The organism is Agrobacterium sp. 22-221-1 (genome assembly GCF_053522445.1).
This window is the reverse complement of the sequence record NZ_JBNWCL010000001.1, coordinates 39,870-53,615: the sequence shown is the minus strand read 5'-3', so window position 1 is coordinate 53,615 and position 13,746 is coordinate 39,870. Positions and strand designations below refer to the sequence as shown.

Here is a 13,746-nt window from a genome sequence, read left to right as displayed (position 1 = left end):
GTCACTCTTGGAATGTTCAAGACTGTGGTGCCGGTGCGGCATCGATTTCTTCCCGGAAAAGGAAAGGACGGATGCGCAGCCATGCAAGGTGGATCAAAAGCGTGGCCAGCGCCAGCGCAGAGACGACGGAGATCAGCAGGAACGTGTCATTATAGGCAAGCACATAGGCCTCCTTGCTGACCTGCTGGCCAAGCAGCGACAGCCCCTCGGCTTTCAGCAATGCCGGATCGGTGATGACATGGCTGTAAGCGCCGGAAAGCTGCGAGACGCGCTGGGCGACCACGGGATTGGTGAGCAGGATATTCTCCACCAGAATATTGGAGTGGAATTTCTCCCGCAGCGTTACGAAACTGCCGAGCAGGCCGGTCATCAGCATCGATCCGGTGATCTGGGTAAACAGGAAAATGGTGATGAAATTCACCAGATAGGGCGCACCCCGGGCCAGAGCGGCGGCAAAACCCTTTGCCATGACGGGCGGCAGGAACATGGCCGCGCCAAAGGCGATCATCATCTGGCTGAGATACATCTCACCCGGCCGCGTCAGATTGTTGGACTGGCTATCCATGAACGAACCGGCGGCGATCAGCGCCAGCGCAATCACGTGGGCGGTATCGACGTATTTCGTGAGCATCAGCCACGCACAGGCCGCACCGCCGAGAACGGTCGCCAACAGCACAAGTGCATAAAGTGTCGTCGTCTGCTCGTTCAGCAGGCCGAGTTGCTGGTAAAAGCTGACCGCCGTTGAAGATTGCTCGGAGGAAACCGCACGGTAGACGAGCAAGACCGCAATAATGTGCAGGTTGGTTTTCGAGAAAATCCAGCGCAGGTCGAGCAGCGGGTTCTTGCGCGGCAATTCGATGAAAGCCATGAGGGTCAGAAGTGCGATCGACGTCGCCAGAAGGACGCCCAGCCACCAGGTTTCGAACCACCAGTAGAACCGGCCGAGCGTGAGCATGACCGCCAGACAGCCGAGACCGCCTGCAAACAGAAGATAGCTCAGAATATCCATGCGCTCGATAACTTTCGCGCGCGGCGGTGGGGTGACTTTCAGCACATAGATCATGGCGAAAGCGACTAGCGCGAATCCCACTTCCATGGAATAGAGCGCATTCCAGCCATCGATTTCCAGCAGGGATGGCGAGACGATGCGCGCGAGCGGCGCCGACAGCAACGTACCGGTCAGCGCTATGCTGAAACCGAGCGAGAATTTCCGCGCAGGCGGAAAGGCCTCCAGAATATAGAGAAAGCCGAGCGACGAGATCGGTGCGGCGGCCATGCCACTGACAAAACGGATAACGATTGCCGAATGCAGGTCTGTCACGAACAGGTTGAGACAGGAAGCGACGACAAACACGATAATCGAAACTTCGGCAAAGGGCCGCAGGCCATATTGCGCCCGGACCTTGAACAGCGCGATGGAAAAGGTGGCATAGGGCGCCATATAGGCGGCGGAGAGCCAGGCGACCTCGGCCACGGTGGCGGAAAACTCGCCCTGCAACTGGTAGATATTGGCCATGACGAGGTTCATGCCCAGACCCTGGGTAATGAAGAACGACAGGCCTGCGAAGATGAAACACAGCCGCAGCCATAGCGGCCGCTCGACCGGCTGAGGTGCGGCGGCGGCAGGCTCTGGCACGGTTTCACCCGCGCCCGAAGCACTCATCGGCGTCACAGCCTCTTCCGGAAGGTCGGCGGGTTTGGAGACCGCCTCAGCATTTCGGGCAGCGGCCTCACCTGCGGTTTGTGGCACCGGGGTACTCACGACTGCGCCCTCCCAGCCGCCAGATTTTGCAGATTGGCCGAAAGCCGGCGCATGACATCGAGCGCCATGGCCAGTTCCTGCGAGGAAATATCGGCGGCAATCTCGGAGCGTAGCGACTTCGCCATCGCCTGCACCGTCTCGGAGGTTTTCTCCCCTTCCGCCGTCATGTGGATGCGTTTGGCGCGGCGGTCGTTCTCATCGGAACGGCGCTCGATGAGGTTCTGTTTCTCCATACCATCGAGCACCCGCACCAGCGTCGGCGTTTCGATTTCCATTTCCTCGGCAAGCTCCGTCTGCGTCAGCGGCCCACGACGCGAGAGTGCAAAGAGCGCTCGCGCTCGCGCAAGCGTCAGCCCGCTCTCCCCCACCCGCGCGTCGAAAAACGCGCGCAGTTTGCGGGTGAAAGCGGAGACTTCATCCAGAAGCTGTTCCTTGTCGGTCTCGCGGGACATGTCAGCAAGCCTTATAATTAGCACACTACTTATTTTCTGCCTATTTATTCGTAAGACTGACGATTTTCAAGTTTCTTTCACGCCGGGTCTGCCATGCGATAAACTCATGGCAGCGAATCACCTTGCCGGAAGGATCCGGCGCCTTGTCCCCAACCCGCCTGTGGATTGCTGGGGACAACTGAAGAAGTGATCGAGCTTCGCAGAGCGGACGTCAGCCTGCCATAGAGTGTTGCAACATTATCATTGACTGCCATGCCCCAGGAAGCCAAACCCGAGGTTCAAGGACAAAGGCAAAGGGAGATCGCGCAAACCATGAACGACGCTGTGAGAAAGATCACCCCCGCGCAGCCGGCGGAACCGCATTACCGCGAAGCGCCGAACAACATCGAGGCCGAACAGGCGCTGCTCGGCGCCATCCTCGTCAATAACGACGCCTATTACCGCGTGTCCGACTTCCTGAAGCCCGTGCATCTTTACGAACCGCTGCACCGCAAGATTTTCGAGGTGGCGGGCGATATCATCCGCATGGGCAAGACCGCCAATCCGGTAACGATCAAGACCTTCCTGCCCGCCGACGACAAGATCGGCGATCTGACGGTGGCGCAGTATCTCGCACGTCTGGCAGCGGAAGCCGTATCGATCATCAACGCGGAAGATTACGGCCGCGCGATCTACGATCTGGCGCTGCGCCGCGCGCTGATCCAGATCGGCGAGGATGTCGTCAACATCGCCTATGACGCGCCGCTCGACATGCCGCCGCAGGCGCAGATCGAAGACACCGAACGCCGCCTGTTCGAGCTGGCGGAAACCGGCCGTTACGACGGCGGTTTCCAGTCCTTCAACGATGCCGTGGCGCTGGCGATCGACATGGCGGGCGCAGCCTTCGAACGCGACGGCAATCTCTCCGGCATTTCCACCGGCATTCATTCGCTCGACGCCCGCATGGGCGGGTTGCAGCGTTCCGACCTTATCGTGCTTGCCGGTCGTCCGGGTATGGGCAAGACCTCGCTTGCGACCAACATCGCCTACAATATCGCCGCATCCTATGAGCAGGAAGTGCAGCCGGACGGGTCGTACAAGGCCAAAAACGGCGGCGTCGTCGGCTTCTACTCGCTCGAAATGTCGTCCGAACAGCTCGCCACCCGTATCATTTCCGAGCAGACCGAAGTGTCTTCCTCGAAAATCCGCCGCGGTGACATTACCGAGGCCGATTTCGAAAAGCTCGTCGCCTGCTCCCAGATGATGCAGAAGGTGCCGCTATATATCGACCAGACCGGTGGTATCTCGATTGCCCAGCTTTCCGCCCGCGCCCGCCGCCTGAAGCGCCAGCGCGGCCTTGACGTTCTGGTGGTCGACTACGTTCAGCTTATGACCGGCTCCGGCAAGAGCGGCGAAAACCGCGTGCAGGAAATCACCCAGATCACCACGGGTCTGAAAGCGCTCGGCAAGGAACTCAACGTTCCGATCATCGCGCTGTCGCAGCTCTCCCGTGCGGTGGAAAGCCGCGAAGACAAGCGCCCGCAGCTTTCCGACCTTCGTGAATCCGGCTCCATCGAGCAGGACGCCGACGTGGTGCTTTTCGTGTTCCGCGAGGAATATTACGTCAAGAACATGGAGCCGCGCGATATTTCCGATCCCAAATATGCCGAATGGGAAGCGCTGTTCGACAAGGTGAAAGGCACGGCCGACGTCATCATCGCCAAGCAGCGTCACGGACCGACCGGCACGGTGAAGCTCGCCTTCCAGTCCGAATTTACCCGCTTTACGGATCTGGCCGATCCGAGCTTCAGCCAGTACGAAGAACATTGAGGCGCAGCCACTCCGGCTATCGGTAGAACCTCCGCCCCGTCCTGCTTCAGGATGGGGCGGAATCTTTTCAATGGCTTGGGACTGACACCTCAGAAGCCGATTCATCGATTGTCCCGCTCGGCAATGCAATGACCTGATCGCCCGTGCGGATGCTACTCTGGCGGTGGGTGATGGCGATGATGGTGATATCGCTGTCGACCAGCCTTAACTGGTCCATGATTTCCCGCTCCGTCTCCTCGTCCAGCGCCGAGCTTGCCTCATCGAGCAGCAGAATGGACGGTTCACCGTAAAGCGCACGGGCAATGGCAACCCGCTGGCGCTCACCGCCGGAAAGCTTCAGCCCCCTTTCCCCGACAATCGTATCGAAACCCTCCGGCATCGCCTCTATCCTGTCGAGTATCGCGGCGCGCTCGGCCGAGCGGCGCAGTTTTTCCCCATCCAGCACCTGCCCGAGCACGACATTGCTGCGCAACGTATCGTTCAGCAATTGCACCTCCTGCGGAACGATGCCGGCAACGGCAAACCAGTCGTCGCGGCCGATTGCGGTCAGGTCGGTGCCATCGATGGTGATACGACCCGATTGCGGCGCCATGGTTTTCTGCAGAAGCCGGAAGAGTGTCGATTTGCCGGAACCGGTCTCGCCGGTAATGAAGGTCAGACGCCCCGGCGTTGCAGTGAAAGAAACACCTTCGACGCCGCGACCGTTTTCGTAGCGAAAACCCACATCGTCGAATTCTATCGCTTTGCCCGATAGCCGCAGCGGGTTGGCATGGGGCGGCTCATCCTCTTCCGGCGCATTCCACATGCGGGCATAGGGCGCGAAATGGGCGAAGGAACGGACTGCCTCGCTGATCGATTGCCCGATCAGTTCAAAAGGCATGTTGAGCTGAAGCAGAAGCGTGTTGAAGAGAACGATATCGCCTATCGACAGGGCTCCCGCCTCGTAACGCGGCAACAGGAGATAAAAGCCGATAACCATCTGCATGGCGAGTGCGAGCGAGATGGTGAAGACGAAGCCGATCCGGCGCAGGGAATAAAGCCGCCAGTTGCGATAGATCGAGCCCGCATTATCCGCAAAACGACGTTTCATCCATGCCGTGCTGCCCGTGTGCCGCAAAGGCTCGATCATGCCGATGGCGTTTCCGACAAAACCGGCATTCTCCTGCCCGGCTTCGATGGCCTTTTCCAGAAAAGGCGTGGTCAGGCGGTTCGAGGCAAGCGTGAGCGCAATGAAGGCCGCGCCGTAAACGACGACGATGGCGACCAGATCCGCACTGAGGACCGTTCCCAGCAACAGGGTGCTGAACAGGAACGTCGCGATGCCCGGCACGAAATAAATAAGGCCGATCTGCATGATCGCCGAGGCGGCCGAAGCGCCCCTTGTCTGCGCAGCCTGAATTTCCGCCGGGTTGTGGTCGTTGAAGAAGGACGGTTTTTTATGGACGATGCGCTCGAAGAAGCGTGTCGTGGCGACATATTCGAGCCGCTCCGAATGGATGACCGACATATATTGCGTGGAGCGCTGAATACCCGTCGCCAGTGCCGTCAGGCCCGCATAGAGCGAAAAACCGAGCATCCATTGCAGCGGCGCATCCGGCAGATCGTCGATCAGGCGGGAAAACACGTAAGGCCCGGCGGTGGCGAGAACAGACCCGAGCAGGATCGTCAGCAGCAAAAAGGTGATGGACGGCCATGACGTCTTCAGGTCTTCGGCATAGATTCGGGAAAGCGGTCCGAATGCAACTTCGCGATTGCCTGTCATCACTCTCTCCGCCCGGCGCTGCTTGAAAGATACGGCAGGCATTGGATAACGGCTTGGAAGCGCTTGCTCAAGTACGGACTATCGTACTCCGTTCACATTCAATATTCCGCATGCAACGGGCCTCAGCCCTATCCCGCCTGTTCTGTTCCCAAGGGCGGAATCTTTTCAACGGTTTGACCGGATTGTCTCACAATCCGATTCCGCGCAGCAGCGCCACGGTGGCAACACCGAGCGTTGCGGCTGGCAGAAGGCTGAGGCGCAGCGCCGCAACCGCGGTGATTGCGCAGGCGATGGTTTCCGCCGGTCCGCTGGCGAGCGCCGTCGGCGTCACCACGGCCATCAGGACGGCGGGCGGCACCACGCCGAGCGCCTTTTTCAGGCGCGGCGTCAGCGTAAAATGAGTGACCAGCAAAAGGCCGCCAAGGCGCGTGGCGACGGTTGCCGCCATCATGGCAAGGATTGTCAGCAGCGTATTCGGGTCGAGCGTCATGCCGGCTGCTCCGCCTGTTCCTCGTGGCCGAAGGCGGCGACGGCCAGACCCGCCAGCGCGCCGGCGGCGATATACCAGGCGCCGGGAACCAGCGCGTGGGTAAGACAGGCAGCGGCAGCGCTTGCCAGAAGCACGAAGCCGGTTTCCCTGCCCTTCCAGAAACCCATGAGCAGCACGATGAAGACGGCGGGAAAGGCAAAATCCAGACCGATGACCGACATGTCCCCCACCACCGAGCCGAGCAGCGCGCCGGCAAGGGTTGCGAGGTTCCAGACGAGATAGATCGAGAGCGCAGCACCGGTGAAGAAACCCGCCGTCAGCCTGCCGGCGATGACACGGAATTCGGACAATGCCCAGGATTCATCCGTCAGCACCAGCATGGCGGCATATTTGCGCCAGCCCCTGAAATCCTCCAGCTTGCCGGCGATGGAGGCGCTCATCAACACATGGCGCAGATTGACCAGCAGCGCCGCAAAGCCGAGTGCGCTCCAGCTTGCCGGGTGCGTCCATAGATCCATCGCCACGAATTGCGAACCGCCGGCAAAGACCAGCAGCGACATCAACGAGGCTTCGAGCGGCGACAGGCCCTTGCCGATGGCGACCGCACCGAACACCACGCCAATCGGCACCATGGCGACCAGCAATGGCGCGGCTGCCCGCAATCCCGCACTGAATTCCGCGCCTTTTCCCGATATCGACATTGCATTCTCCCTTTCGAAAGAGAGGGATTACGCTTGCGACATTTTTCGGTCTTGAACGAAAGTGATGTCAGGCGGTTTTCCGCTGAAGCTTCGCTTTTCCTTTTGTTACATTTCCGAACGAAAATGCGGGCTTTGAACTCAGGCCAACCGGAACTGCCCCGGTGTGACACCGGTGCGGGCCTTGAAATGCCGGGTGAAATGCGCCTGGTCGGCAAAACCGCACATCGCCGCCACCTCGGCCGGCATCTCGCCGACACGCAGAAGCCGGCGCGCCCTGCGGATGCGCACATCCGTCAGATAGGCATGCGGGGTGATGTGAAACTCTTTCCTGAAAGCGCGAATGAGGTGCGCGCGGCTGAGACCGGCGATGGAAGCCAGTTCCTCGAGGCCGATATCGGTCTCGTAATTGTCGGAAAGATAGTCGCGGGCGGTATAAACCGCCGTTTTCTCGCGTGTTTCGACGGGCAGGATAATGGCGCTGCCGTGCCTGCCGAACAGGGCGGCGAGAACCGAGAACATCCCCTCATCCGCCTCCAGAGCGCCGGATTTCTCCTCCAGCCGCCGGTGCGCCATCTGGAAAGCCGCCGCCATCTGCGGATCGCGCGGCAGAAATCTTGGAAAGGAGGGCGTGCCGTGAAAGGCTCTGCCCGTCACATCCTCGATAATATCGCGCAACAAGACGATATCGGGATAGATCATCCGATAGCGATAACCGCCGCCGCCCGGTGCGCCATCGTGAACCTCATCCGGGTTGATGAGATAAAGATGCCCCGGCCCCGTCTGCTCGGTGGTGCCCTGAATGGTGGAGATCTGCGAACCGCTTTCGATCGCGCCGATCGAGAAGGTATCATGCGCATGCGGGGAATATTCATGGGTCAGAAAAGTCGCGCTCAGGCACTCCATGCCGCCAAAACGCCGATCGCGCCAGAAACGGGTGGTTTCCGTCGTCGCAATCGGCATGACATCTATGGCCTGTTCCTGCGAAACATTGTGCATGGAACGAGTTTAAACCAATCGGCCATTACCGTCTTGAACAAAAGTGCCCGCGCTTCATTCCCGCACATTTCCACAAATGCGCGGGAATGAAGCTCTAACACTTTGAATCTACGCATCGTGCTTTGCAAAAATCGATAACGATTTTTGCGCCGATGCTGTAGGGTCCGCGAGGTTCCAATCAACCGGACGCATGGCATGACAGACGACTTCGAAGACAGCTTTCCCGAAAACGAAACCGACACTTTCGAGCACGCGCCGCTGAGGCTGACCGTCGATCTCGGCGCGCTCGCCGATAATTGGCGGGACATGAAGAGGCGTTCCGGCAGGGCGCGGACGGCGGCTGTCGTCAAGGCCGATGCCTATGGTCTCGGGATCGAGGATTGCGGCGCCACCCTCTACCATGCCGGCGCGCGCGATTTCTTCGTGGCGACGGTGGCCGAGGGTGCGACCCTGCGCTCCTATGCCCCGGAAGCGCGCATCTTCGTGCTGTCAGGCATATGGCAGGGCCAGGAACGGCAGGTCTTCGACAACGATCTGGTACCGGTTCTCGCCTCCGAAGAACAGCTGTCCTTCTGGATGGCGACGGTTGCCGAGCGCGGCGATCACCCCTGCGCGCTGCATGTGGACACGGGCTTCAACCGCCTCGGTCTGCCCCTCGACGACGCGCTGTTTCTCGCCGACGACGTGACGCGGCCGGCGAGTTTCGACCCGGTTTTGGTGCTGTCGCATCTCGCCTGCGCCGACACGCCCTCATCGCCAATGAACAGGGTCCAGCTCGAATCATTCCGAAAGGTTAGCGCCGCTTTCGAAGGCATCGAATCAAGCCTGTCGGCTTCTGCCGGTATTTTCCTCGGCTCGGACTATCATTTCGACCTCACCCGCCCCGGCATCACCCTTTATGGCGGCGAAGCGGTCAGCGGCATGGCGAACCCGATGCGGCCCGTCGCCACAGCCGAAGCGCGGATCATTCAGATTCGCGAAGCGGGCGAAGGCCAGACCGTGAGTTATGGCGGCACCTTTCTGCTGAAACGCGCAAGCCGCCTTGCCATCGCTTCCGTGGGTTATGCGGATGGATATCAGCGTTCGCTTTCCGGTTCCGGCATTCCGCTGCGCGAAATGGGCCATGGCGGCGCCTATGGCGTCGTCAACGGCCACAAGGTGCCGGTCGCCGGCCGCGTGACCATGGACCTCACCATCTTCGACGTGACGGATGTTCCGGCCAATGCCATCCGTGCCGGCGACTATATCGAGCTTTTCGGCCCCAATGTGCCGGTCGACGAAACCGCGCGGGCGGCCGGCACCATCGGTTACGAGATGCTGACGGGGCTTGGCCTGCGTTACGAACGGCAATATCTGATGGCCGACGACTGAGCCACGCCTTTAGCCCTTGGAAAGCTGCGGCGACCTGTGCTAGAAGAGAACAAAAGGAGATCGAAATGCCCGAAATCCATTTGAGCGAGCAGGACGAGAAGTTCATCGAAGAACAGGTGGCGGCGGGCATCTACAGCGATGCGGACGCGGTTATTCACGCAAGCCTGCAATTGTTGAGCAGTGATGAGGGAAGAATTGCGGAGCTCCGGAAGATGATTCACGAAGCTGACGCAGAGTTCGAACGGGGTGATTATGTGACCTTTTCGACGGATGATGATCTGACCGCCTACATCATCGAACGCGCCAGAAACGAAAAGTGACAAAGGCCCGCACTTATTCCCTGTCATCGCGTGCCATTCGTGATCTTATCCATCTCTATAAATTTCTGGAGGACAAAAATCCGGTCGCCGGCGAACAGCTCGTATCGGCCATTGAGCGGAAAATCCGGGATACAGCCCGTCTGGGTCTGACCGGAGTTTCCCGTGACTCGATCAGCAGCGGTCTTCGTGCCGTAAATCACAAAAACCGCTGCATCTATTTTCGTGTAAAAGAAAACGAATTGCGCATATTGCGCATCGTCCACGGCCATCAACACATTGGGACTGAAGACGTAGAAGAAGAAAACTGACATAACATGGCCAAAGCCAAGACCCAATTCGTGTGCCAGAACTGCGGCACGGTTCACACCCGCTGGGCGGGAAAATGCGAAGGCTGCGGCGAGTGGAATACCATCGTCGAGGAAGACCCAATGGGTGGCATCGGCTCCGGGCCGGGCAAGACACCCAAGAAGGGCCGGCCTGTCACCCTCACCTCGCTTTCCGGCGAGATCGAGGAAGCGCCGCGCATTCCGACCGGCATCAGCGAACTCGACCGGGCGACCGGCGGCGGTTTCGTGCGCGGTTCGGCGGTTTTGATCGGCGGCGATCCGGGCATCGGGAAGTCGACGCTCCTCATGCAGGCCGCGGCGGCTCTTTCGCGGCGCGGGCATCGCATCATCTATGTCTCGGGCGAAGAGGCGGTGGCGCAGGTTCGTCTGCGCGCCCAGCGTCTCGGGGCGGCGGAAACCGATGTGCTGCTGGCGGCGGAAACCAATGTCGAGGATATTCTCGCCACAATTTCCGAAGGCAAGCGGCCCGATCTTGTCATCATCGATTCCATTCAGACGCTGTGGAGCGATACGGCCGATTCCGCCCCTGGCACGGTGACGCAGGTGCGCACCGGCGTGCAGGCGATGATCCGTTTCGCCAAGCAGACAGGCGCGACCATGGTGCTCGTCGGCCATGTCACCAAGGAAGGCCAGATCGCCGGCCCGCGCGTTGTCGAGCACATGGTCGATGCCGTGCTTTATTTCGAAGGCGACCGCGGACATCATCATCGCATCCTGCGCACCGTCAAGAATCGCTTCGGGCCGACCGATGAAATCGGTGTGTTCGAAATGTCGGATCGCGGCCTCCGGGAAGTCTCCAACCCCTCCGAACTGTTTCTCGGCGAACGCAACGAAAAGTCGCCGGGCGCTGCGGTTTTTGCCGGCATCGAGGGCACGCGGCCCGTGCTTGTCGAAGTGCAGGCGCTGGTCGCTGCCACCTCGCTTGGTACGCCGCGCCGCGCCGTGGTCGGCTGGGACAGTTCCCGCCTTGCCATGATTCTGGCCGTGCTGGAGGCCCATTGCGGCGTGAAGCTCGGCCAGCATGATGTCTATCTGAATGTCGCCGGCGGCTACCGTATTTCCGAACCGGCCGCCGATATGGCTATTGCCTCGGCGCTCGTTTCCTCGCTTGCCGGTCTTGCCCTGCCCGCCGATTGTGTTTATTTCGGCGAAATCAGCCTGTCGGGTGCGGTTCGGCCGGTCTCGCATACGGGCCAGCGATTGAAAGAAGCTGAAAAACTTGGCTTTTCCGCCGCACTTCTGCCTTCTGCTTCGGCTGAATTGCCGAAAGGCGGCAAGGGGCGCTGGACGGAAATCGAAAGCCTTCCGGACCTCGTGGCCCGCATCGCCGGCTCCGGCAACCGGTTCAAACAGGTTGAGGACGACGAATATTGATCCTTTCGCCAAGGGAAACAGTGGTGTAAGAGGATCGCAAAATTGGCAAGGCAGCGTCTGACAAGGCGTCGCACCTCCGGAGTTGGTATATGCCCATTACAATTTTCGACGGCATCGTCATCGCCGTTGTTCTTTTCTCCGCCCTTCTTGCAATGGTGCGCGGTTTTTCACGCGAGATTCTGTCGATTGCGAGCTGGGGCGGTTCGGTCGCCGCCGCCTATTATCTCTATCCGGTCCTGCTGCCCTATGCGCGCAACTATACCGATGACGACAAGATTGCCATTGCCGGTTCGGCAGGCGTGGTCTTCCTCGTCTCGCTGATCGTGATTTCCTTCATCACCTCGCGCATTGCCGATTTCATCATCGACAGCCGCATCGGCGCGCTGGATCGCACGCTCGGTTTCCTGTTCGGCGCGGCGCGCGGCATTCTGCTGCTTGTCGTCGCGGTCGCCTTCTGGAACTGGCTGGTGGATGTGAAGACACAGCCGGAATGGGTGACGCAGGCGAAGTCCAAGCCCTTCCTCGACGGGCTGGTGGGCAAGCTGGAGGCGGTTCTGCCTGACGATATCGAACCGCAGATCCGCGCCCGCATCCTCGGGAAACCACAGGAACCGACAGCCACGCAGGCGCCTGCGGAAGATGTGCCGGCAACAAATCCGCCGGCAACGAATAATTGACACAGTGTCGCGCCTTGCAATGCATGCAAGGCGCGCTATTTGTGCTAAATATCAAGCACGACACAGACGGACCGACCGGGGGAAATACTCACCGGAGAGGTCTTTCTTTTTTTCTCGGTAGAGAGCAAGGGCAAGCCGGATGATTGAGCCGCTTTCGCATTCCCCGTTCCCTGGGGCCACTTTCAAGGAAGAGATCGACGGCGACACGCTGCATGAAGAATGCGGCGTGTTCGGCATTCTCGGCCATGCCGACGCCTCGGCACTGACCGCTCTCGGCCTGCATGCGCTTCAGCATCGCGGCCAGGAAGCGGCGGGTATCGTCTCTTTCGATGGCAAGCGCTTCCATCAGGAACGCCATATGGGCCTCGTCGGCGATCATTATACCGATCCCGCAACCCTTGCCCGCCTGCCCGGCTCCATCGCCATTGGCCACACCCGTTATTCCACGACAGGCGAAGTGGCGATGCGCAACGTGCAGCCGCTGTTTGCCGAACTGGAAGAAGGCGGCATTTCCATTGCCCATAACGGCAATTTCACCAACGGCCTGACGCTTCGCCGCCAGATCATCGCCACCGGCGCCATCTGTCAGTCTACCTCCGATACCGAAGTCGTCCTTCACCTCATCGCCCGCTCACGCCACTCCTCCACAGCCGATCGCTTCATCGACGCCATCCGCCAGATGGAAGGCGGTTATTCGATGCTGGCTATGACGCGCACCAAGCTGATCGCCGCGCGTGACCCGATCGGCATCCGCCCGCTGGTGATGGGCGAGCTTGATGGCAAGCCGATCTTCTGCTCGGAAACCTGCGCTCTCGACATCATCGGCGCGAAATTCGTGCGCGACGTCGAGAACGGCGAAGTCATCATCTGCGAAATCCAGCCGGACGGTTCGATCACCATCGATGCGCGCAAGCCTTCGAAGCCGCAGCCGGAGCGTCTCTGCCTGTTCGAATATGTCTATTTCGCCCGTCCCGATTCCGTTGTCGGCGGCCGAAACGTCTATACGACGCGCAAGAACATGGGCATGAACCTGGCCAAGGAAGCCCCGCTGGAAGCCGACGTCGTGGTCCCGGTTCCCGATGGCGGCACGCCGGCAGCACTCGGTTTTGCGCAGGAAAGCGGTATTCCTTTCGAATACGGCATCATCCGCAACCACTATGTCGGGCGCACCTTCATCGAGCCGACGCAGCAGATCCGCGCTTTCGGCGTCAAGCTCAAGCATTCCGCCAACCGGGCGATGATCGAGGGCAAGCGCGTGGTGCTGGTGGATGATTCCATCGTGCGTGGCACGACCTCGGTTAAGATCGTGCAGATGATCCGTGAGGCCGGCGCCAAGGAAGTTCATATCCGCGTCGCGAGCCCGATGATCTTCCATCCGGATTTCTACGGCATCGACACGCCTGATGCCGACAAGCTGCTCGCCAACCAATATGCCGATGTCGAGGCGATGGCGAAATATATCGGTGCCGATTCGCTGGCCTTCCTGTCCATCGACGGGCTTTACCGTGCGGTGGGCGGCGAAAACCGCAACCCGGCGCGTCCGCAGTTCACGGACCATTATTTCACCGGCGACTATCCGACCCGCCTTCTCGACCAGAATGGCGAGGCGATGGGCAGCAAGATTTCCATGCTGGCCAGCAACGGCTGATACGCCTCACACAAAGCGGCCATCCGGCTTCCGGTGG

13 protein-coding genes are annotated in these 13,746 nt (G+C 60.1%); 7 read left to right on the top strand and 6 right to left on the bottom strand.

The window, feature by feature from the left end; all coding sequences use genetic code 11:
• Positions 1-16: 16 nt before the first annotated feature.
• Together ACQZ5N_RS00265 and ACQZ5N_RS00260 are read right to left on the bottom strand one after the other, a co-directional pair.
• A complete protein-coding gene (locus ACQZ5N_RS00265) occupies positions 17-1,762 on the bottom strand; it encodes an MFS transporter (protein ID WP_448731767.1) in 1,746 nt (581 codons plus the stop codon).
• Positions 1,759-2,214 (bottom strand): MarR family winged helix-turn-helix transcriptional regulator, encoded by a 456-nt coding sequence (locus ACQZ5N_RS00260; protein ID WP_003520717.1) that lies wholly within the window; start codon positions 2,212-2,214, stop codon positions 1,759-1,761. The genes ACQZ5N_RS00265 and ACQZ5N_RS00260 overlap by 4 nt, the downstream gene beginning before the upstream one ends.
• Before the next feature lie 312 nt (positions 2,215-2,526).
• Between ACQZ5N_RS00260 and ACQZ5N_RS00255 the strand changes: the two genes are divergently transcribed.
• A complete protein-coding gene (locus ACQZ5N_RS00255; protein ID WP_003520716.1) occupies positions 2,527-4,023 on the top strand; it encodes a replicative DNA helicase in 1,497 nt (498 codons plus the stop codon).
• 67 nt (positions 4,024-4,090) lie between these two features.
• Here the strand turns inward: ACQZ5N_RS00255 and ACQZ5N_RS00250 are convergent, their stop codons facing one another.
• From ACQZ5N_RS00250 to ACQZ5N_RS00235, 4 genes are all read right to left on the bottom strand, one after another.
• Positions 4,091-5,785: an ABC transporter ATP-binding protein gene (locus ACQZ5N_RS00250; protein WP_448731766.1), complete on the bottom strand. Its 1,695-nt coding sequence runs from the start codon at positions 5,783-5,785 to the stop codon at positions 4,091-4,093.
• A 187-nt stretch (positions 5,786-5,972) separates the two neighbouring features.
• Positions 5,973-6,275, bottom strand: a complete 303-nt coding sequence (locus tag ACQZ5N_RS00245) for an AzlD family protein (RefSeq protein ID WP_448731765.1) — start codon at positions 6,273-6,275, stop codon at positions 5,973-5,975.
• A complete protein-coding gene (locus ACQZ5N_RS00240) occupies positions 6,272-6,976 on the bottom strand; it encodes an AzlC family ABC transporter permease (protein ID WP_174035854.1) in 705 nt (234 codons plus the stop codon). Before ACQZ5N_RS00240 ends, ACQZ5N_RS00245 begins: the two co-directional genes overlap by 4 nt.
• 138 nt (positions 6,977-7,114) lie before the next feature.
• Positions 7,115-7,972: an AraC family transcriptional regulator gene (locus ACQZ5N_RS00235; RefSeq protein WP_448731764.1), complete on the bottom strand. Its 858-nt coding sequence runs from the start codon at positions 7,970-7,972 to the stop codon at positions 7,115-7,117.
• Between the two features lie 195 nt (positions 7,973-8,167).
• Between ACQZ5N_RS00235 and alr the strand changes: the two genes are divergently transcribed.
• The 6 genes from alr (at position 8,168) to purF (ending at position 13,709) form a co-directional block, all read left to right on the top strand.
• On the top strand, positions 8,168-9,343 hold the full coding sequence (gene alr / locus ACQZ5N_RS00230; protein ID WP_448731763.1) for an alanine racemase: 1,176 nt from the start codon (positions 8,168-8,170) through the stop codon (positions 9,341-9,343).
• Between the two features lie 65 nt (positions 9,344-9,408).
• Positions 9,409-9,663: a type II toxin-antitoxin system ParD family antitoxin gene (locus ACQZ5N_RS00225; protein WP_448731762.1), complete on the top strand. Its 255-nt coding sequence runs from the start codon at positions 9,409-9,411 to the stop codon at positions 9,661-9,663.
• Positions 9,660-9,971: a type II toxin-antitoxin system RelE/ParE family toxin gene (locus ACQZ5N_RS00220; RefSeq protein WP_448731761.1), complete on the top strand. Its 312-nt coding sequence runs from the start codon at positions 9,660-9,662 to the stop codon at positions 9,969-9,971. Before ACQZ5N_RS00225 ends, ACQZ5N_RS00220 begins: the two co-directional genes overlap by 4 nt.
• A gap of 6 nt (positions 9,972-9,977) precedes the next feature.
• On the top strand, positions 9,978-11,384 hold the full coding sequence (radA, locus tag ACQZ5N_RS00215; RefSeq protein WP_003520708.1) for a DNA repair protein RadA: 1,407 nt from the start codon (positions 9,978-9,980) through the stop codon (positions 11,382-11,384).
• 89 nt (positions 11,385-11,473) lie between these two features.
• Positions 11,474-12,061, top strand: a complete 588-nt coding sequence (locus ACQZ5N_RS00210; protein WP_003520707.1) for a CvpA family protein — start codon at positions 11,474-11,476, stop codon at positions 12,059-12,061.
• A gap of 139 nt (positions 12,062-12,200) precedes the next feature.
• Entirely contained in the window at positions 12,201-13,709 is a 1,509-nt protein-coding gene (gene purF / locus ACQZ5N_RS00205) for an amidophosphoribosyltransferase (RefSeq protein WP_003520704.1), read from the top strand.
• Positions 13,710-13,746 lie beyond the last annotated feature (37 nt).